Below are 20,009 nucleotides of genomic sequence, written 5' to 3'. Positions count from 1 at the left end.
TGTAATGAGAAGTGGATGCCGATTACACACTTCTGTAAGCTTCCGGATTGCCTTCGAACACGTATACATTTGTAAAAACAGAAAAATTTTTATAAAATGTTTTGCACATCTTGATAATTTGTTCTAACTTTTGAAAATTCATTTCCAAAATGAAGAAAACTAGTTTCTATTTTCTTTGTCAGTTAAGCTTCTTAAGAATGGACATTTAGATAGTTCTGTATCATTATCTCTCAGGAAATACTGTTTCCATTCGTGATTATCTACATTTCCGTAACTGTTTAAAGCAGGATGAATGGAAATGGTATCATATTTAGTAATTCTTTTTCTTACCTGTTCTTTAATTTTTTTAGCGTATTTTTCGTTCTTATTAAATTCTTGAAGAACCCAACGTGGAGTAATGGCCATCATCATATAAGGAAAATGCCTACTCTTTCTCTCTTCATGCTTAGGGGTGGCACAATACATAAAATACTGTTCCCCATGAAAACAGTATTCCCATTCATGTTCTGATGGATTTTGAGGAATATGAATGGGCCAATCCTTCTCATCTAGGTCATGTAACTTGTTAAGTTGCTCCCAGAACAATGATTCAAAATCCTCTACGCTGCTGTTATTAATAAGTTCTTGAGGTGTGTCAAAGAATATAATCAACGTTGTATACTTCCCGTAATCCCTACAGTTTATCGTGAACTCTTTTAGTAAATTGGCTAGTTCTAGGGATGTTTGATCTTTTTGAGGTTGGCCTACAAATCCATACCTGAGATGCCCAAGTGAGAAAGATTGAGTAGCTGGAATACATGGAAAAAGATGTTCTTTGTCTTTCATTTTGTTACGAAAAGCATTCAGTGCATCCCTTTGCCAAGGTAAAAGACATTCTTGGCAAACGTCTTCACTACTTCTAATTAAGTTTGTCATACAATAGCCTCCTACCTTCAATAGACTATTGCAAAAGTGTTGCATAGGTGATTGTCCCATTAATAATTGGGCCACTGTTCTTATAACACTCCTATGGTTGTACGGCCTCCCACTTTTAAATTAAAGAAGAACCAGAGTTTGGCTCGGTTCATCTCAATAATCCAGTATTTATATTTATGATTTATGTCCACCAGTAAGCCCAGCTCTGTGAAGCGCAGTTCCTGCAGGTGTGTAAGAAACTGCTCTTAGTATCGCTTTCGATCCGTATTTGCTTCTAATTCCATCCATAACGAACCCAAGCTTCCTTCTCTTCTCGTTATCCACTTCAAATAAACTCAACTGCTGATGTACATCATCCTCAATATTTGAAAGTGTGACTGAGATACTTCGCACAGTCTTACCCGAGTAAAACGTATGAAAAAGCATCAAGCAGCATCTATAAATATCCATCGTGATATTTGTGGGAAGATCAATTGTTTTGGATCGATGGAATCCACCACCAAGCTCATCCTTGCTGTATCCAATTCCAAGGCTGATTGTTCGGCCAACTTTATTATGTGTACGCGCCCTTCTTGCGACTTCCTCACAAATCTCTAACAGAACAGCCTTAATCTCTTCTCTCCTTGTATAATCCCTCAGTAAAATCTGACTCTTACCGAAACTAATCTGACCCTGCATCAGTGGAGCTCCTATTTCAGATAAATCGATTCCATGAGCATGATAATACAACTGGTTCCCCATTATTCCAAATTTCTTCTCAAGTAGCTCTAATGGAAATTTGGCTAACTGACCTACAGTCGATATTCCCATCCGATTTAGATTTCTTTCCATCCTCCCTCCTATCCCCCACATTTTAGACAAAGGTCGAACCTTCCAGAGTTTATTTGGCACATCTTCATATCTCCAACGTGCAATACCACTCTTTGTTTTCTTACTCTCCAGGTCAAGAGCAAGCTTACTTAACAACATATTGTCACCAATCCCAACTGTACACATAAGCCCAAATTCTCTCCACATGCTGCTTTGTATTGCTTTGGCCATTTCTTTAGGATCTTCTTTTCCTGCATCTAAAAAAGATTCATCAATTGAATACGTATGGACACATTTTTCAGGAACAAATCTGTAAAACAGCTTTGTAATCTCAGTCGAAACTCTGATGAAAAGCTTCATTTGCGGATTTACAATGTGTATTCTTGGATCTTCAGGTATCTCAAATAGTCTCGATCCTGTTTTGATTCCAAAATCTTTTTTAAGTGCAGGAGATGCAGCTAATACTACACTTCCCTGTCTCTCCGTATTCCCTACAACAGCAAGATAGCATGTTAAGGGGTTCAAACCCATTGTGACAGCCGATACAGAAGCATAAAAGGATTTCATATCGACACAAAGTATATTTTTACGTGGAAATTGTGAGTAATCAATCATTGTATGTGACTCCTATGATGTTATTCATGTAGATATAAACTGTATTGTCGTTCTGATCTTTAACGTGTAGCTTCTGTTGTTCAAAATTAATGTAATGGACTCTGCCGGTAACATTTTCGACGAACCCGTTGTTAAAAAGCTTCAATACCAGCTCTTTATTAAATTCTAGCGCTTCAGAGACGATAATATCCATCTCTTCAATTTGTTGAGCGTCTAAGGACGGCTTTTCAATTTTTGATGCATCAAGTAAGTCTTGTTTAAGCTGTGTTAAGTGTTCTGGGAGCATCATTGATGTCCATTTGATTGTCCCTCGATCTCTAAGCAATTAGGCTCACTCCTTTATTGATCTAATATTAACAGAACGAATGTTCTCTATTCAATATAAACAGGAACAAAAGTTCGATGTAAATGTTGGTAATACTATTTCCTATCTAAAGACACAAAAAAATAACAAGGGCGACAACACCCTTGTTATTTTTTGTGTGGCCGAAGGGGCTGGTTATTCACCCACTAGGCCCTCAACATAATAAATTATGAAAGCTTGTTTTATTACAATCTCTATCTTCCTTTTTAACATTTCTATATGTTTTGACGAATTATAGATTAAAAAAGAAAAAGGTACCGTTTGGTACCTTTTTTATCTTTATTTCGGATTTCTTGTGAATTTTGGTAGTCCGAATATAATGGCTAGGATGCCGCAGATCCCGATTAAAACAGGATAGAAAGAGTAATGCAAAATGCTGACAGGTGAAATATTTCCAAACTTCCCGGCCGATAACATCTGCGCGCCATAAGGAATTAGGCCTTGTATCACGCAGGAAAAGATATCTAAGATACTTGCCGACTTTCTATTGTCGATTTTAAATTCATCAGAGATATTTTTGGCAATCGGCCCAGCTGCAATAATAGCAATCGTATTATTGGCAGTAGCTAGGTTCGTAACGCTGACCAATCCGGCAATACCGGCTTCAGCACCTTTTTTCGAACGGATTCTTTTAGAAATAACCCCCAGTAAAAAGTCGATCCCTCCGTTTTGTTTCATAATGCCGACCATTCCGCCAATTAACATGGAAAGGATAATAAGATCAGACATTCCGGCAATTCCATCCGTAATTGATTTAAAATAAGACTCAAGCGTCAAGCTGCCGCTTGCAAACCCTATAATTCCTGTTAAGATCAATCCGCCAAAAATGACAGCCACCACATTAAAACCAATTAACGCAAAAACTAACACGGCAACATAAGGAAGTACTTTAAACCAGCTGTAAGATTCAGCTCCGATATGTCCTACATGTCCTGTCGGTATAAAAAATAATAAAATGACAGTTATGATAGCAGCAGGCAAAACGATCAAAAAATTCGTTTTAAATTTATCCATCATTTGTGTTTTTTGTGACCGTACTGCCGCGATGGTTGTGTCCGAAATAAAAGAAAGATTATCTCCAAACATAGCTCCCCCGACAACAGCTGCAATAGCGATTGCAGTGGGCAAGCCAAGCTCTCCGCTCAAACCGGCGCTAATTGGAGTAACTGCTGCAATCGTCCCCATTGATGTTCCCATCGAAACAGAAATAAAACAAGCAATGATAAAAAGCCCTGGCAGTATAAACTGCTGCGGAATAATGCTCAAAGCAAGGTTGACGGTTGAGTGTACCGCTCCCATCGCCTCAGCTGCAGAAGCAAAAGCACCTGCTAATATAAAGATGATAACCATAATAATGATATCAGGATGTCCCGCACCGGAAGCAAACCATTCTATTTTCTGATTGAGCGATTGCTTCTGGTTAAATAAAAGCGCAAAAGCAGATGCTATAATAGCCGCAATCAATATTGGCAATTTATAGAAATCTCCAGTCAATACACCGGAGCCGACAAAAAGCCCTACAAATAATACTAGTGGCAATAGCGCCCAAGGATTTCCATTTTGTTTCATCTAAGTAGCCACCTCTAATTTCAATATCAAAGCCGTTAAACACAGTCTAAGCAACATTCCATACTTTAAAAGGCTACAGTAAAAAAGTCAAGCGGGAAAATAGTATAATAATTATTAAATTAATAACAGAATTGAAAGAAGGATTTTTCAAGGAGAGGAAAAAACACACCTCATCCACAGATTATTTGGAAGATCCTATACAAATAAGGTTAGGTCTACTAAGATTAAACAACGAGCAAGCCCTTGGATGGGCAGTTTTTTCGGAATGACCATCCTCGCTTTCATGAAAGAAAAGCCACTGATTGTTTATTTCGGTCTGTTTAAGGAAGCTATGAAACTATTTGCAAATTGGACAAGAATCAGAAAAGAAATTGATCTGACTGAAATACGTCTATAATGTATACTGGGAGGAAAGAGAACGACAGAAACAGTAGAATCAACAGTTATGAGATGAAATCGATATAGATTAAAACAGCTACACCTAATTGGTGTAGCTGTTTATTTATGTATCACTTGCTGTCATTTCTTTTTGAATTTTTTTCTCATTATCAGCTAAACTGTATTTTTTAAAAATGAATATTCTGAAAAAGTGAGATGGTCAGAAGTAGTGTTGATAGGGTACCGGCAGACATTAAAGTTATTATTTTTCGTCCGTTTTTCCCTTTACCCTTCTCTTTTGAAGATTTTACTAGCTCTCGGGATACCGCACTCCATATAACTATAGATACTATAGCTACTATGGAAATCATTTCTGTAGACATATTTAAGCCTCCTTCATTTATGATTTGATTTTCTCTAATTTTAACATATATCATTCCATTAAATAGTCTTTTTGATTTAGAACAGGTGTCAGCCTTCTGGTATTACCACTGTAACCAGAGCCGAGGTGCGCCAACATCTGCTATTGCTTTATGGATAATACGATTATTTTATTGGGAACACAGGACTTTATCGATGACCAAGTGATATTATCCATGATTCAGTTCAAATTCTTCTCTTGTCATCCCAAAGCAAATACCATCATAATAAGCTCCTTTAGTGAAAATGATATTTCTTAGTTGTCCCTCTTTCATGAAACCTAATTTTTCATGCAAACGCATGGATGGATTATTAAAAAAATATACAGTTATATTTACTTTTTGATAGGCTAGCTCTAAAAAGAAAAAGCGAAGAACCATCAAGATCATTTCTTTGGCGTATCCTTTACCTCTATATGGCTCAAATACAGCCAGATAATAATCGAAGGTACCATTTTTCCTGTCACAATCAAAGGTTTCAATCATACCAACGATATTATTATCTCTATCAACTGCAATAAAACGGAAATCATCTTTTTCCAATTGTTCTTCTATCCATTCTCTCATTTTATTAGCTGAACGAGGAAAATGGAGCGAGTCCATATTACGTAGAATTTCATCATCTAAGGATTCAAATATAACGATATCTTCAGGTTGAACCGCTCGTAGTGTAAGATTTTCCCCTGTCCAATAAGTAACTGCCATTTTAACTTTTCCTCCGTTCATCTTCATATTTTGCTTCAGTTTTCCGAATTTCCTCTAATAAATTTACCAACATAAAATTGCTCCTTATTTTTATTACTTCGTCAAAACCCATGATTGAATAAGCTCCCTTAGCGAGAGCTTAACCATCAATTGTAATTTTTCTCACTCTTCCTAATCTTCATCCTCATCCCAGTTTTCTTTTGCTTCTTCAAGCTCCTCCATGAAAAATTGCAGAAAGTTACCTGCAACCGTTTCTTTATTTACTCAAGGGAGAGTTATTTCCTTACCTGTAAATGGCTTTCTGATCTCATCTAATTTCTTTGTATTAGTTAAAAGTTCATTTTTAATGATCAATCTATGTCTAATAATATTTGCCGAGTTATCTTTGAGTAACCAGAAAGTTTGTCATTCTTTATTAACCTTACCCAAAAAGTCTCTGCTATTTCTCACGTATGGATTCACTCGAAAAAATCACTAGTACCATGTAAGGGAAAGGATCATGATTACAGAAAACCCTTTGTGGCTATCTTTTTTACATGGCGAGTTTATAATTTATAAAAAGTCTTTAAGTTGATCTAATATAATTTCAGTATCTTCATTTCTGGACTTTCCTAACTCCTGAGCAGCTTCTTGAACCATAGTTTTTAAATTATTCGACTTTATTTGGTGTGAGTATGAAGAAACAACTGACATCAATACGTCAGCCAATTCAAAAGCCATGTCATCTTCTGTCCCTATGGCATTATGTTTAATATTGTTCAGCAACCACTTTAGGTATTCGACACTTTGGATTGGAAAAAGAGAAATCCTATGAATCTCCATAGGGTTCTTATTAGCAAGAATTTTTTCGACTTCTTCCTTCTGAATAGCATCCGGATCATCTGAATTAATACTATAAATTTGATCAAAATCTGCATTTTCGTCATCCTGAACCTCTGCGTACTCATGTATATAGAGTTTAGATAAAAATTCACCAAATGAATCTGAAATCTTAAAGTCATTATTTAATTCAAAGTCAAAGTAATGAACAGGTGGATTTTGATTAGTTTGGCGATAATCCAATGCAACCCAATTATGTCCATCCCCCTGTATTAACAATAATCTTTGTGGTAGCCCCCACTCTTTTATTAGATATTCACTTTCTAAGATCCCCAGATCCTTTCCTAGTCCTCTAATATGATCAACTTCGATATGATCGTCTGCCCAAGATGTTTCCTGATCTGTTGGGAATGCATTAAAATGAATCAATCCACCATTTTGTTGAATGATCAATTTTTTATATACTTCGGGCAAATTCAATTTCAACTTTTTTTCGATCTTTTTTATTTCTTCTTCTCTAATGTCTTTTAACCTAAAAGGATCATAATCACTGTTCTTCCAAATCTCACTCATTGTTATTTACCTCCTATGGGCTATGTTTTGATTCTCTAGACTTATACCTAATTAAATTTGGAAAGTTCCATTAAAGTTGTGATAAAAATAAAACAAGCGGTGGTGATTTTTCACTTTTGAGATGTGGCTTCCTTGGCTTTCCAACGATTATATCCTTTTACAGCAGATGCAGATGCAGAGACTTCCGATCCGTTGATCTTTTCTGATTCAGATTTTTGTTGCGTTGACAGTTCCTTATTTTCTTCAATTTCTTGCTTGTAATTCTTTATATTTAACGAATCGTCACCTTCATTCTCATAATGAAGCGTAGAAGTTTTTTTGTCTTAGATACCACTTTGCTTTCTGATGAAAGTCTTTGTTTCTTGGAAACATTATTATCCTGTATCTACTTTTTCTTCACCAAAAACAGAGTTTCTAACAATATAGCCGCATAGGAGGAAAAATGAAAAAAAGGATCAAAACATTGCTATCTATTTTAGCAACAGTATTAATCATATTAATTTTAATGCCTCCCCTTTCACCAGTTTTGTTCAATATTTCTTCAGAAAAAGGAGCCATTAGACACGAAATCTATAAAATGGGATACCCCTATCAAAGCTATTTCACAATTCTTCAAAAAAGGGAAAGTGACAAATCATCAGGAAGTCTTTATTCTTTGATGTTATTTAATGCTTGGAAAAGTGAAACTGGTCAAACTCCTTATCTCTGTTATTCAAAGAAAGTAACAGAGGACAAATACAAAGTCGATTGCGGAACAGCACCTTAATTAGTTAAAAGCCCCTCTCATAGAGAGGGGCTTTTTCCACCATTTTTATGTTACATTAAAATATTCAGAAGCAATCAATCTATACTAGGATTTAACAAATAAGATATTCCTGATTTCTACTCCCCACCTGAGGGGTTACATTATACTCTGTCCTGAGTTTCATTTTTAAATCTTTTGTTAACTCCAGCATATAATTTATACTTTTTACCTAAATACAACCTTCCAGACGCATTATTACTTTCAATCAACGGTTGGTCATGCCCTCCGTAGCACTCATGCTGTTTGTTCAATGAATATTTACGAGGATTATATCTCCACAATTATGGAGGAATTTTTATTGTTTTTTTGTGGGTGTTTTGTGGGCACTCTATGATTTATATTAAGTTATTAAAATTGTTAACTAATCAAAAAAATCCCCTGACACCAATAGTGCCAAGGGATTGAGAGATTAATACTGAGACATATACTGTTCGCGCTCCCAAGGATGTACTTGCGTGCGGAACATATCCCACTCGATTTCTTTTGCTTCGATGAAGTGCTCGAATAGGTGCTCGCCCAGGGCTTTGACCATCACTTCGTTTGATTTGAATTCGTCTAACGCTTCAGCTAGTGTTGCAGGCAGGTCGACGATTCCGTTTTCCATGCGCTCTTCTTTGCTCATCACGTAGATGTTGCGGTCGATTGGAGCTGGTGCTTCTAGTTTGTTTTTGATTCCGTCTAAACCTGCAGCAAGCAATACGCTAAGAGCAAGGTACGGATTCGCAGCTGGATCTACGCTGCGCACTTCAACACGTGTGCTGATGCCGCGGGAAGCCGGGATACGGATAAGCGGGCTTCTGTTTTGCGCGCTCCATGCAACGTAGCAAGGTGCTTCATAGCCAGGAACAAGACGTTTGTAAGAGTTCACTGTCGGGTTTGTTACTGCTGTAAAGCTTGTTGCATGCTTCACGATACCTGCAATGAAGTGTTTCGCTGTTTCACTTAACTGAAGATCTGCGTTTGCATCATAGAATGAGTTAACGCCATCTTTGAAGAGTGATAGATTGCAGTGCATACCTGAACCGTTCACACCGAACAACGGTTTTGGCATAAATGTCGCATGCAGACCGTGTTTGCGGGCAATTGTTTTAACAACTAGTTTAAACGTTTGGATGTCGTCACAAGAACGGACTGCACCAGCATATTTAAAGTCGATTTCGTGCTGGCCAGGCGCTACTTCGTGGTGAGATGCTTCGATTTCAAAGCCCATCTCTTCAAGCTCAAGAACGATATCGCGGCGGCAGTTTTCTCCCAAGTCAGTTGGCGCTAAGTCGAAATATCCGCCTTTGTCGTTTAATTCAAGAGTCGGTTCGCCTTTTTCGTCTAATTTGAATAAGAAGAATTCAGGCTCAGGTCCTAGATTGAAATCACTGAAGCCCAGGTCTTCCATTTCTTTCAGAATCCGTTTTAAGTTGTTTCGCGGGTCACCTTCGAAAGGTGTGCCATCCGGATTGTAAATATCACAGATGAAACGTGCTACTTTACCTTTTTCAGCTGTCCATGGGAAGATAACAAATGTATTTAGATCAGGATACAGGTACATATCTGATTCTTCGATGCGAACGAAACCTTCAATAGAAGATCCGTCAAACATGACCTTATTATCAAGTGCTTTTGGAAGCTGGCTTACAGGAATCTCAACGTTCTTGATTGTTCCAAGAATGTCGGTAAATTGCAGGCGGATGTACTTGACGTTTTCCTCATTTACTAATTTTACGATATCTTCTCTTGTGTACTTTGCCATTTCGTAAAACTCCTCCTCTAAAAGGTAAATGTATATAGCAAAACAGTTGCTAACGGATTAATGAAAGAATCGAGACATGTCGCCTTGACGGAATGTATTTCCTCTTTGGAATCGGCCGGCTTGCATAAGCTCGTTTTTCAGGAGCTGTCTCAGTTCGTCATCAGACAGATCATGTTTCATTGGTTTCTTTGTCTTTTCATTTTGTTTCTGTTCCGGCTCGGCCGATGCTTTCGCCAGAATTTGTTTAATTCCTGCCATGTTTACACCTTGTTCAATCAGGTGTTTAATTTCTAACAGTTTATCTACATCGTGAAATGAGAATAATCGTCTATTTCCTTCGCTTCTAGCTGGAAATATCAGTCCATTTTCCTCATAATACCGAATTTGTCTTGCTGATAATTCGGTCAACTGCATGACAATTCCTATTGGAAATAAAGGCATTGAGCGGCGAATGTTATCACTCATCTCAATTTCCTCCTTTTCTTAACTTAGTTTCATTATAGGTGATGTTATATTTTGTGTCAACAACATGTAAGGATTCTTAACATGAAATTCAGTGAAAATTTGAAACTATTCAAATTAATTTCTTATCCATTAAAGAATCCACTGCACTGCATATGGCGTTTTTCACGTGCGCATAGGTTAATCCTCCCTGAACATACGCTACATACGGCGGGCGGATAGGGCCATCAGCTGATAATTCAATGCTTGCTCCTTGTATAAATGTGCCCGCTGCCATAATCACATCGTCCTCGTATCCTGGCATGTAGCTCGGATAAGGAGTTACGTGAGCATTGATAGGCGACGCATATTGAATCGCCTGACAAAAGGCAATCATCTTTTCCCTGTCAGAAAACTCTACAGATTGTATTAAGTCTGTTCTTTTCGCGTTCCAGCTCGGGTTAGATGTGAACCCCAGTTTTTCAAGAAATCTGGCTGTAAACACCGCTCCCTTTAAGCTTTGAGATACAACATGAGGTGCCAAAAAGAAACCTTGGTACATTTCCTGGAGCGAGTAAAGCGACGCTCCGGCTTCCCGGCCGATGCCCGGTGAAGTCATTCGATATGAACAAGCCTCGATCCATTCAGATTTCCCAACGAGGTACCCGCCTGTTTTGGCTAGACCGCCTCCCGGATTTTTGATAAGAGATCCCGCCATGAGATCAGCGCCTACATGACAAGGTTCAAGCTCTTCTACAAATTCTCCATAACAGTTGTCCACAAAAACAATAAGGTTTTCATTGATTTCCTTTACAAAACGGATCATTTCTTTAATTTCACTAATTAGGAAAGAAGGACGATTGGCATATCCTTTTGAGCGCTGAATGCCGATCACCTTTGTCTTCGGATTGATAGCTGCAGCGACAGCATCGTAATCTACTTTTCCGTCTTCAGTCAGGTCAACCGCATTGTAGCCGATTTGGAAATCCTTTAGCGATCCAGAATTTTCTCCGCCTCTGACGCCGACAATTTCTTCTAACGTATCATACGGCTTGCCTGTGATATAAAGCAGCTCGTCCCCCGGTCTGAGGACACCGAATAAAGCAATGGAAATCGCATGTGTGCCTGATATAATTTGAGGCCTGACAAGCCCGGCTTCGCCCCCAAACACATCTGCATAAATGCTTTCAAGTGTATCTCTTCCGATGTCATCATAGCCGTATCCTGTAGACGGCGTAAAATGAGTGTCGCTCACCTTGTGTTTCCTATAGCTTTGAAGCACTCTCCATTCATTGCGTTCACTGATTTCTTCTATTTGTTTATGAACGGCGGCAATTTCCGACTCCACTTCCATTGCTGTCTTTTTTAATAAATCTCCGTGTGTTAAAGTTTCGAACATGTCCTTGTATTCCCTTCTTACATATACTTCTTCAATTCACCGATGATGCTCTGCTCTTCTTGTACATATCCTGATATGTCGTACTGTTCGTTTTCTTCATTAAAATAAAAACGGTCAACCATCGTTTCGGATTTGATTCTGGAGAGAAGCTTGCCTTCACCTGCCGGTACCTGCGCTTCAAAAGGCGTTAGCAGCTCTTGGCGCAAATAACGCTGGATGGCTTCTTTAAACTTTTCAGCATCCTCCTCAAATCTCGCACTGACCATGATATGATTCTTCCCAACGGACGGGATAAAGTCAGGCAGCTTTTGATCGCGTTTATTGTAAGCCGTCAGCACCGGGATATCATCTGCTTCAAGCTCTTCCAGCAAGCGAAGCACTGTTTTTTCGTGCCCTGCGTAATCCTCATTTGAGGAATCAATCAGATGCAGAATCACATCCGCTTCTTTTACTTCTTCAAGCGTTGAGCGGAATGCAGCGATCAGTGTCGTCGGAAGATCTTGAATAAAACCGACCGTATCTGAAAGGAGCACGCTGTAGCCGCTTGGCAGTACCATTTTTCTGGTCATAGGGTCCAGTGTGGCGAACAGAAGGTCTTCTTCATAGCTGTCAGCGCTTGTCAGGCGGTTAAACCAAGTTGATTTCCCCGCGTTCGTATACCCGACAAGAGCGATTTGCAGCACACCGTTTTTCTTTCTTCTTTCACGGTAGCGGCTTCTATGGCGAGTGACGGCGGATAACTGCGTGTTAATTTCGTGAATGCGATTTCTAATATGGCGGCGGTCGGTTTCCAGTTTTGTTTCCCCCGGTCCTCTCGCGCCGATCCCTCCGCCTTGACGGGAAAGGTTGATCCCCTGTCCCGTCAGACGCGGGAGCGCATACTGGAGCTGAGCCAGCTCGATTTGTAGCTTTCCTTCTCTTGTTCTTGCTCTTTTCGCGAAAATATCTAATATCAATTGCGTGCGGTCGATGATTTTCACTTCAATCGCAGTTGCCAAGGACTTTAGCTGACTTGGTGACAGTTCATCATTAAAAATAAGGAGATCGGCTTCAAGCTCTTCAACGAGCGCCTTCAGCTCTTCAACCTTCCCTTTTCCGATATATGTAGCTGCGTCGGCCCGGTTTCTTTTTTGCGTGACGCTGGTCAATACCGTTCCCTCTGCTGTTTTTGTCAGTGATGCAAGCTCTTCCATCGAATTTTCAAAATGCTCATCTGTGATATGCGGCAGCTGACATCCGACTAAAATGGCCTTTTCCTGTCTTGTTTCTTGTTCGTTCAAATGGATGTTCCTTTCTATTGCATATTGTGGGCAGTAGTATTATCATACCAAACCCTGCATGTGTATACCACAAAACGATTCCTGCGCAAAGCAAGAAATACATTAGAAAAAAAGACCTCTCACAGCAAGAGGTCTATACCGAGCCAGCGGCGTCTTCTTTAATTGAGAGATCTTGGCTTTTAATGGTCATCAAATCGCTTTTTAAGTATTGGTCGCCCATTAGAAGTCTCATGGCTTGCGCTCTAATCGATTTTTCAATGACATTTCTGACAAAACGGCCATTGCTGAATTTAATGGGACTTGTTGTGCTTTTGACTGTCATTAAGTAATCCTTTAACTTCCATTCAGCTTCCTGACTGAGCTGGTATTCCCGTTCTGCGATCATTCGTTTTGCAATTTCCATAAGCTGGTTGACGGAATAATCCGGAAAATCGATGGAGATGGGAAATCTGGATTGGAGACCGGGATTCAATGATAAAAAATGCTCCATTTCCCGTGAATATCCGGCAAGAATTAAAATGAATTCATGCTGTTTGTCTTCCATGTGCTTCACGAGCGTGTCAATCGCTTCTTTCCCAAAGTCCTTTTCGCCGCCTCTTGCAAGGGAATAGGCTTCGTCTATAAATAATATGCCGCCTAATGACTTTTTGATTAAATCCCTCGTCTTTTGGGCGGTGTGCCCAATGTATTCCCCGACCAAGTCAGCACGTTCCGCTTCGATCAGGTGACCTTTAGACAGTACGTTCATTTCAAAGAACAGCCGGCCGATAAGCCGCGCAACTGTCGTTTTCCCAGTCCCTGGATTCCCTTTAAACATCATATGCAGCGCTTGCTTTCCCACCTTTAAGCCTTGTTCCGCACGTTTTTGATTGACAAAAATCCATGCGTATATTTCCTTAATGTTTCGCTTCATTTCCTCCATTCCAACCAGTGTGTTCATCTCTTTTTCTATTTCCTTCAAAATGCCGTGCTTAGCTTCGTTTTTTTGCAAAGCGGCTTGATACTCCGCTTCTGCCTCAGCATTTGTCAGCACCTGCTTTTGTCCGTTAAGAATAATGTTGATCTGTCCGTTGTTTTTATAAGTCACAGCGCGCTCCAACATTTTCACCTCTCAATTCTCTCTATATGATATTCAAACGTATGCCTTATGTGACAAACGCCTATCATGTGTCGAAACAAATGCTTTTTTTCGGGAACCATGGGGAATCCTGCGCTTTCCCGAGAAATACTTTATTTCTTATTGTATTCACGGAGACAGGGTGGACAAACCAAGAGATTTTATTTTTAGCAAATTTGTTAGAACACACAGCCATGAAGGTGATATTTCTTCGATGTATAAACCTCCGTCAGTATATTCTCGATGCCTCTATTTGTAAAACAGTATATTGCGCAGATATGCTTGGGATGAGCTGATGAATTTGTGAATCATCAGATATATGAAAGTATAACGTGTCCCCTTTCGCTTCAGTAGGTTGGCATGAAAGGGAATTCCAGTCTGCATAACGGCGTTTACTTCAACAGCCAAGCTTCCCTTACTGTTCGTCAATTGTGACAGCTTTTCTTTTGGTCCGTCGAATTTGATTTCTCCCTCATCAATCAGGATGATCCGTTTACATAAACGTTCAATGTCATCAATTGATGAGAGGTGAGAAAATCGTCTTTTTATCCTCAGTATTTACGCGATGAAGAAATTGCTGTGTCTACTTTTCGCAACAATATCCTAAAACGATTGTCGGCTCATCGAGAAAGAGGCTTTTGGCGTGATGTATAAAAGCAGCTACAGCTTCCCCTTTCATTCGCAGTCCTAAGGAGGGCTGTCTGACCGGTGTGTCTAAGAAACCTTCATGTCTAACATCGAAATAAAATTACTCATTCTTTCCTTATAATCTTTGTCCGGCACTTGGTATATCGCCTTTAACAGTAAACGAATCCCGAAATGGAGGAACGCACCATAGCTGTGTAAAAAAAGCAGACTTTCAGCAACCTTCCTGTCATATCCTGTTGATTTGTGCGCTTTCCCGAGAAATAATTTTACGGGTAACAGGGGTTATTTCCTCATTTTTCAGCCGAATGATAATCGTACAAGCAGAAGCCGTCTTTTTTCATATCCTGTAATGAGGTGATGGAGAATGGTTAAAATTTTTATTGATCCAGGTCATGGCGGGTCCGACCCAGGCGCAACAGGCAATGGTCTCCAAGAAAAAACGTTAACCCTGCAAATTGCGTTAGCTTTACGCACTATATTGACGAATGAGTATGAGGGTGTCACTGTGCTGCTGAGCCGGACAAGCGACCAATATGTCAGCTTAAGCGACCGGACAAATGCTGCAAATAACTGGGGAGCAGATTTCTTTTTATCCATTCACATTAATGCCGGGGGCGGAACAGGTTTCGAAAGCTACATTTATCCGGGAGTCGGAGCACCGACAACGACTTATCAATCGGAGATTCACTCTGAAGTCATACAAGCTGTCGACTTTTCCGACCGCGGCAAAAAAACAGCAAACTTCCACGTATTAAGGGAATCCTCAATGCCTGCCCTGCTTACGGAAAACGGTTTTATTGATACGGTTACAGATGCGAACAAGCTTAAAACGAGCAGCTTTATTCAAAGCTTGGCAAGAGGACATGCAAACGGGTTGGAGCAAGCCTTCAGCCTTCAAAAGACATCCGACTCAAGATTATATAAGGTTCAAATTGGCGCTTTTAAGGTCAAAGCAAATGCGGACAATCTTGCAAGCAGCGCAGAGTCTAAGGGCTTTGACGCCATTGTGCTCTTGAAGGGCGGATTATATAAGGTGCAGATCGGCGCATTTTCCTCCAAAGATAATGCTGACGCCCTTGCCGCCAGAGCAGATAATGCCGGGTTTGACGCTGTGGTCATCCAAGAGTCATAATATTATTGCAGACGAGCATGCCTGATAAAAAAACCCGGTTCCTCTTCATGAGAAACCGGGTTTTTTTATTCAAGAATGTCAACCACAAATTGCGACCATGTTTCCAGTCGGTTATAAATGTCTGTTTGTTTTAGTTCCGAAATTTTCATCCATTTACCCGCGATTTGCTCTTTCTCTTTGACTTCCACATATGAGCCGGGCTTTAATTGAAGCGCAGATAGAATACCGATATGCACTTTACCGACACTGTTGTCATCATCATTGATCAAACCTAATGTGATAATGGCCTGCTTATCCTCTTCTTCGATTTGCAGTTCTTCATCAAGCTCCCGGTCTGTGTTCAGCTTTAAGACCTCGGCAAAGGAAGCGGCTCCTTCAATATGATTCATATGGCCGCCAAAGCCAAGAGAAAGCTTATTGTGAAGACGTGATTCCCCGCCGCCAGCCAGCCGCTCATAGAGGAAAACTTCATCCTCGCGTTTAATGACGACATAAGGAATCGGCTGCTTATAATGAGGATCTTCTTCGGCGTCTCCCCTTCTCATTTCACGATAGGTCGCCTCAATTTGAGCCATAATTTCTGCTACTCGGGCATCTTCACTGTTTACGCCTTGAAAAGTCAATTTTTCTTTTTTAAACACTTCATCGCGCGGAGCGACCAAAATGATTTCGTCCATTTTTCCCATGATTACTGCGTCCTCCTATTTCAACCTTCAAGCCGAAAAGAGCAGATATTATATCTGCTCTTTTTCATCATCAAAGAAAAAGTCGTCGTCTTTGATCGGCTCAACGGTCGCCTTTTTGTACCCGTTCCCCTTCATGGAGAAGAAGTCATGTGACTTTGTTTTTGTATTTAATCCGTTTAAAACGATCGGATTAATATCTTCCTCTTCAAAGTACGCATCAAATCCAAGGTTCATCAGCGCTTTATTCGCATTATAGCGAATGAACTTCTTGACATCGTGTGAGAGTCCGACTTGATCATATAAGTCCTCGGTATACTCAAGCTCATTCTCATAAAGCTCATTCAAAAGGTCAATGGCAAATTCGCGAAGTTCTGCTTTTGTCTCTTCTGTCTGCTTATTGTAGATTTCTTGAGCGAGAAGTCCGACATAAACACCGTGAATCGCTTCATCACGAAGGATCAGGTTGATGATTTCACCGCTTTGCATCAGTTTTCCTTGTCCGTAGAAATATAACGGATAATAGAAACCGCTGTAGAATAGGAAGCTTTCTAAATACACAGATGCAACCATGGCTTTGAATAGTGAAATCTCGTCATCTTTTTTAATCGCTTTGTAGAGTCCGACGATGATTTGCGCTTTTTTCTGCAAAAATTTGTTTTGTTTGACCCATTCAAATACTTCATTAATCGTTTCAGTCGGTGCCAGTGTCATAAAAATATTAGAGTACGATTTTGCGTGAACGGCGTTCTCCATCATCGCCATAAAATTCAGCACGGCTTTCCGCTGGTGGCCGTCTACGTGTTCAGCCACGATCGGCATTCCTGTATTCCCCTGCTCTGTATCAAGAAGAGTCAATCCGGCCAGTACCTTCATATACGTGTCTTGCTCGTTTTTCCCGAGGTACTTCCATGTGAGGAGATCGCCGTTTAAAGCAATCTCTTCCGGAAGCCAGAACTGTTTCACATTTTGGTTATAGAACATTTGGGTAAAGTCGTCTTCATGCTTTGACCAGTTTGCTGCGTCATAAATTTTCGTCACTATAAACTCTCCTTTAATCAAACAACACAAGAAAGGCAGCTGTCTTGCCCAGTATCTTTCGTTCTTGCATAGTAAATGGTTTTAATTCCTCTGTGATGTGCATACAAATCAATCCGGTTTAAATCACGAGTCGTCATTGTATCTTTTAGGAACAATGTAAAGCTGATTCCCTGATCAACGTGCTGCTGGATTGTCGCGATCATATCTACGACTTTGAACATATCCATATCATAGGCTTCTTTATAGAAGAACCAGTTATTAGATGCAAGCCCAGGCATTGGGTAGTACGTTTTTGAGTTGCCGTATGTTCTTTCTTCAATCCGTTCCATAATGGGCATGACAGATGCTGTGCTTGACTGAACGTATGAAATCGAGCCTGTCGGCGCAATGCATAATCTGTAGCTGTGATACATGCCGTGTTCAGCGACAAATGCTTTTAATTGCTTCCAGTCCTCTGCCGTCGGGATATGCATACCTTCAAACAGATTTGCGATTTTTTCGTATTTCGGTGAGAAATCAGTTGAAACGTACTTATCGAAATATTCACCGGTTGCATAGGTTGATCCTTCATATTGATCAAACGTCTCGCCCTTCTCTTTTGCGATCTCCGCAGAACGCTGGATAGAGTAGAAGTTCACCATCATAAAGAATGTGTTCGCAAAGTCGCGCGCTTCTGGACTTTCATATGCGATGCCGTTTTGCGCAAGGTATCCGTGAAGGTTCATCGCGCCGAGACCGATTGATTTCATCGCTTTGTTTGCCCGTCTTACAGCAGGCGCATTACGGATATCAGTCGTTTCAGAAACGTGAGTTAAAGAATCAGTCGCAAGCTTAACAGTCTTTTCAATTGATTTGTGCTCCATCACGTTGAGAATGTTAAGCGATCCAAGGTTGCAGGAAATATCCAAACCGATTTCATCTTCTACATCGTAGTCTGTGTAAGAAGAAACCTGAGATGCCTGCAGCACTTCGGAGCAAAGGTTAGAAAATTTCACCTTTGAAATATGGTTATTCGCATGTACTTTGTTGACATTATCCTGGAACATGATGTATGGATAGCCTGATTCAGAACGAAGCACCGCCAGTTTTTCAAGCAATTTCCGCGGGTTGATTTTCTCTTTTTTCACCCGAGGGTTGTCGACGAACTTGTCGTACATTTCATTCATGTCCATTTCGTCCATGTGCTGTCCGTACTCTTTATAGATGGTATGCGGATAGAATACATAAGCCGCTTTGTCCTCACGCGCAAGCTCAACGAACTTGTCCGGAATGACCACACCGATAGAAAGTGTTTTGACGCGCACATCCTCGTCGGCAGAAATCTTTTTCGTATCGAGAAAATCATTGATATCGCGATGGAAAATGTTTAAATACGCCGCGCCTGATCCTTGTCTTTGTCCCATTTGGTCAGCATATCGGAAGGCGTTATCAAGAAGCTTCATGACGCCTACAACGCCTTTTGTGGCATTCTCAACATCTTTGATGGCTTCACCTTTTGCGCGAAGTTTGGACAGGTTAAGAGAAACCCCGCCGCCCAGTTTAGAAAGCTGCATGGAAATATCGATCGCTCTTGAAATGTCGTTTAAAGAATCATTGACTTCGAGCAAGAAGCAGCTCACAAGTTCTCCGCGGCGTTTTCTGCCCGCGTTCAAAAATGTCGGTGTGCTCGGCTGATATTCCTGATTAATCATCAGGTTCACATATTCTTTTGCTTTCTCAGTGTCGCCGTTTGCGAAGAACAGCGCAACAATTGAGATCCGGTCCTCATAACGCTCGAGGATTTTTTTCTTGTCATTCGTTTTCAAAGCATAGTCATTATAGAATTTAAACGCACTCATGAAGGAAGGAAAACGAAACTTCTTAGCGTAAGCTGTCTTAAACACTTCTTTAATGTCTTCAAAAGAATAAAGGCTTAAAAACTCTTCTTCATAGTATTGATTTTCAATCAAATAATCCAGCTTCTCTTTTAAATCGTGAAAGAATACTGTGTTTTGATTGATATAATCTACAAAATAGCTATGTACAGCCTCTTTATCCTTATCAAACTGAAATTTTCCATCTTTTTGGATCATGATTTCGTTATTTAACTGGATCCATTTTGGCACTTGATTTTGTGACAACTCTTTCTACCTCCTGAGTAAACAATTCAACGTCTTTAGATGTGCCGCTGAGTTCAAATTTGTGCAAAATCGGCACCTGATATTGTCTTGAAATAGTATCGGCGCTTTTCGCAAAGTTATCGCCCCATACTTTATTGCCGCTCGCAGCGACGCCTAATAAGAGATGGGCGTATTTTTCGAGAAATGATTGTGTTGATGCCGGTACTTGGCCGAAGTTTGTCGTGTAGGTGACCAAAACAAACGGAGTGTCCAGATGGTCAATTTCGTCCACCTTGCGGATCTGCTGAAGGCCTATCTTATTTACAAAGCGCTGAACATTCCCTGTTTTTGAATCAAATATGATTTGTACCACGTTTTATCACGACCTATCAAAAAATATGAATCTCTCAACCACTAACACTATATATAGTATACTACCCTCTGGCAAAAACA

At 40.1% G+C, this 20,009-nt stretch carries 18 protein-coding genes; 2 read left to right on the top strand and 16 right to left on the bottom strand.

Annotated elements, in window-relative coordinates:
* Nucleotides 1–159 precede the first annotated feature (159 nt).
* The 7 genes from HC660_RS09445 to HC660_RS09415 form a co-directional block, all read right to left on the bottom strand.
* Nucleotides 160–915, bottom strand: a complete 756-nt coding sequence (locus tag HC660_RS09445) for a YqcI/YcgG family protein (protein WP_168747921.1) — start codon at nucleotides 913–915, stop codon at nucleotides 160–162.
* A 174-nt stretch (nucleotides 916–1,089) separates the two neighbouring features.
* Entirely contained in the window at nucleotides 1,090–2,340 is a 1,251-nt protein-coding gene (locus HC660_RS09440) for a Y-family DNA polymerase (RefSeq protein ID WP_168747920.1), read from the bottom strand.
* The gene (locus HC660_RS09435; RefSeq protein WP_168749430.1) at nucleotides 2,333–2,626 is read right to left on the bottom strand and encodes a YolD-like family protein; all 294 of its coding nucleotides are present in this window, start codon (nucleotides 2,624–2,626) and stop codon (nucleotides 2,333–2,335) included. Before HC660_RS09435 ends, HC660_RS09440 begins: the two co-directional genes overlap by 8 nt.
* 357 nt (nucleotides 2,627–2,983) lie before the next feature.
* The gene (locus HC660_RS09430) at nucleotides 2,984–4,273 is read right to left on the bottom strand and encodes a Na+/H+ antiporter NhaC family protein (protein ID WP_168747919.1); all 1,290 of its coding nucleotides are present in this window, start codon (nucleotides 4,271–4,273) and stop codon (nucleotides 2,984–2,986) included.
* Nucleotides 4,274–4,839: 566 nt separating this feature from the next.
* A complete protein-coding gene (locus HC660_RS09425) occupies nucleotides 4,840–5,034 on the bottom strand; it encodes a hypothetical protein (protein WP_168747918.1) in 195 nt (64 codons plus the stop codon).
* Between the two features lie 207 nt (nucleotides 5,035–5,241).
* Nucleotides 5,242–5,775, bottom strand: coding sequence for a GNAT family N-acetyltransferase (locus tag HC660_RS09420; protein WP_168747917.1), 534 nt, complete (start codon nucleotides 5,773–5,775; stop codon nucleotides 5,242–5,244).
* 552 nt (nucleotides 5,776–6,327) lie between these two features.
* A complete protein-coding gene (locus HC660_RS09415) occupies nucleotides 6,328–7,167 on the bottom strand; it encodes an SMI1/KNR4 family protein (RefSeq protein ID WP_168747916.1) in 840 nt (279 codons plus the stop codon).
* A gap of 442 nt (nucleotides 7,168–7,609) precedes the next feature.
* Here HC660_RS09415 and HC660_RS09410 point away from each other — a divergent pair, with 442 nt between their 5' ends.
* The gene (locus HC660_RS09410; RefSeq protein ID WP_168747915.1) at nucleotides 7,610–7,933 is read left to right on the top strand and encodes a YjcN family protein; all 324 of its coding nucleotides are present in this window, start codon (nucleotides 7,610–7,612) and stop codon (nucleotides 7,931–7,933) included.
* 448 nt (nucleotides 7,934–8,381) lie between these two features.
* Here HC660_RS09410 and glnA read toward each other — a convergent pair whose 3' ends face one another.
* The 5 genes from glnA to spoVK form a co-directional block, all read right to left on the bottom strand.
* Nucleotides 8,382–9,716 (bottom strand): type I glutamate--ammonia ligase, encoded by a 1,335-nt coding sequence (glnA, locus tag HC660_RS09405; RefSeq protein WP_024121509.1) that lies wholly within the window; start codon nucleotides 9,714–9,716, stop codon nucleotides 8,382–8,384.
* 57 nt (nucleotides 9,717–9,773) lie between these two features.
* Nucleotides 9,774–10,181 (bottom strand): transcriptional repressor GlnR, encoded by a 408-nt coding sequence (gene glnR / locus HC660_RS09400; protein WP_010334345.1) that lies wholly within the window; start codon nucleotides 10,179–10,181, stop codon nucleotides 9,774–9,776.
* Between the two features lie 109 nt (nucleotides 10,182–10,290).
* Complete coding sequence (locus tag HC660_RS09395; RefSeq protein ID WP_168747914.1) at nucleotides 10,291–11,556, bottom strand: methionine gamma-lyase family protein; 1,266 nt, start codon at nucleotides 11,554–11,556, stop codon at nucleotides 10,291–10,293.
* A gap of 17 nt (nucleotides 11,557–11,573) precedes the next feature.
* Nucleotides 11,574–12,836, bottom strand: a complete 1,263-nt coding sequence (gene hflX / locus HC660_RS09390) for a GTPase HflX (protein WP_168747913.1) — start codon at nucleotides 12,834–12,836, stop codon at nucleotides 11,574–11,576.
* A gap of 133 nt (nucleotides 12,837–12,969) precedes the next feature.
* Nucleotides 12,970–13,938: a stage V sporulation protein K gene (spoVK, locus tag HC660_RS09385; RefSeq protein ID WP_032731087.1), complete on the bottom strand. Its 969-nt coding sequence runs from the start codon at nucleotides 13,936–13,938 to the stop codon at nucleotides 12,970–12,972.
* 1,027 nt (nucleotides 13,939–14,965) lie between these two features.
* Here spoVK and HC660_RS09380 point away from each other — a divergent pair.
* Entirely contained in the window at nucleotides 14,966–15,733 is a 768-nt protein-coding gene (locus HC660_RS09380; RefSeq protein WP_168747912.1) for an N-acetylmuramoyl-L-alanine amidase, read from the top strand.
* A gap of 65 nt (nucleotides 15,734–15,798) precedes the next feature.
* Here HC660_RS09380 and HC660_RS09375 read toward each other — a convergent pair whose 3' ends face one another.
* Genes HC660_RS09375 through nrdI form a run of 4 tightly spaced genes read right to left on the bottom strand, consistent with a single transcriptional unit; the run spans nucleotide 15,799 to nucleotide 19,929 of the window.
* Nucleotides 15,799–16,419, bottom strand: coding sequence for a hypothetical protein (locus tag HC660_RS09375; protein WP_168747911.1), 621 nt, complete (start codon nucleotides 16,417–16,419; stop codon nucleotides 15,799–15,801).
* 48 nt (nucleotides 16,420–16,467) lie between these two features.
* Nucleotides 16,468–17,457 carry a class 1b ribonucleoside-diphosphate reductase subunit beta gene (gene nrdF / locus HC660_RS09370; protein WP_010334338.1) on the bottom strand — a complete coding sequence of 330 codons (990 nt, stop codon included), beginning with the start codon at nucleotides 17,455–17,457 and terminating at the stop codon, nucleotides 16,468–16,470.
* 17 nt (nucleotides 17,458–17,474) lie between these two features.
* Entirely contained in the window at nucleotides 17,475–19,577 is a 2,103-nt protein-coding gene (gene nrdE, locus HC660_RS09365; RefSeq protein ID WP_010334337.1) for a class 1b ribonucleoside-diphosphate reductase subunit alpha, read from the bottom strand.
* Entirely contained in the window at nucleotides 19,537–19,929 is a 393-nt protein-coding gene (nrdI, locus tag HC660_RS09360; protein ID WP_168747910.1) for a class Ib ribonucleoside-diphosphate reductase assembly flavoprotein NrdI, read from the bottom strand. Before nrdI ends, nrdE begins: the two co-directional genes overlap by 41 nt.
* Nucleotides 19,930–20,009 lie beyond the last annotated feature (80 nt).

Origin of the sequence: Bacillus mojavensis (assembly GCF_012648005.1) — a bacterium.
Taxonomy (GTDB): domain Bacteria; phylum Bacillota; class Bacilli; order Bacillales; family Bacillaceae; genus Bacillus; species Bacillus mojavensis.
The sequence above is the reverse complement of the archived record's forward strand: the minus strand, read 5'-3'. Positions and strand labels throughout refer to the sequence as shown.

What these genes read in the sequence shown, in the direction of transcription:
- HC660_RS09445 (WP_168747921.1), bottom strand. Translation starts at nt 915, where the DNA reads ATGACAAACTTAATTAGAAGTAGTGAAGACGTTTGCCAAGAATGTCTT.
- HC660_RS09440 (WP_168747920.1), bottom strand. Translation starts at nt 2,340, where the DNA reads ATGATTGATTACTCACAATTTCCACGTAAAAATATACTTTGTGTCGAT.
- HC660_RS09435 (WP_168749430.1), bottom strand. Translation starts at nt 2,626, where the DNA reads ATGCTCCCAGAACACTTAACACAGCTTAAACAAGACTTACTTGATGCA.
- HC660_RS09430 (WP_168747919.1), bottom strand. Translation starts at nt 4,273, where the DNA reads ATGAAACAAAATGGAAATCCTTGGGCGCTATTGCCACTAGTATTATTT.
- HC660_RS09425 (WP_168747918.1), bottom strand. Translation starts at nt 5,034, where the DNA reads ATGTCTACAGAAATGATTTCCATAGTAGCTATAGTATCTATAGTTATA.
- HC660_RS09420 (WP_168747917.1), bottom strand. Translation starts at nt 5,775, where the DNA reads ATGGCAGTTACTTATTGGACAGGGGAAAATCTTACACTACGAGCGGTT.
- HC660_RS09415 (WP_168747916.1), bottom strand. Translation starts at nt 7,167, where the DNA reads ATGAGTGAGATTTGGAAGAACAGTGATTATGATCCTTTTAGGTTAAAA.
- HC660_RS09410 (WP_168747915.1), top strand. Translation starts at nt 7,610, where the DNA reads ATGAAAAAAAGGATCAAAACATTGCTATCTATTTTAGCAACAGTATTA.
- glnA (WP_024121509.1), bottom strand. Translation starts at nt 9,716, where the DNA reads ATGGCAAAGTACACAAGAGAAGATATCGTAAAATTAGTAAATGAGGAA.
- glnR (WP_010334345.1), bottom strand. Translation starts at nt 10,181, where the DNA reads ATGAGTGATAACATTCGCCGCTCAATGCCTTTATTTCCAATAGGAATT.
- HC660_RS09395 (WP_168747914.1), bottom strand. Translation starts at nt 11,556, where the DNA reads ATGTTCGAAACTTTAACACACGGAGATTTATTAAAAAAGACAGCAATG.
- spoVK (WP_032731087.1), bottom strand. Translation starts at nt 13,938, where the DNA reads ATGTTGGAGCGCGCTGTGACTTATAAAAACAACGGACAGATCAACATT.
- HC660_RS09380 (WP_168747912.1), top strand. Translation starts at nt 14,966, where the DNA reads ATGGTTAAAATTTTTATTGATCCAGGTCATGGCGGGTCCGACCCAGGC.
- HC660_RS09375 (WP_168747911.1), bottom strand. Translation starts at nt 16,419, where the DNA reads ATGGGAAAAATGGACGAAATCATTTTGGTCGCTCCGCGCGATGAAGTG.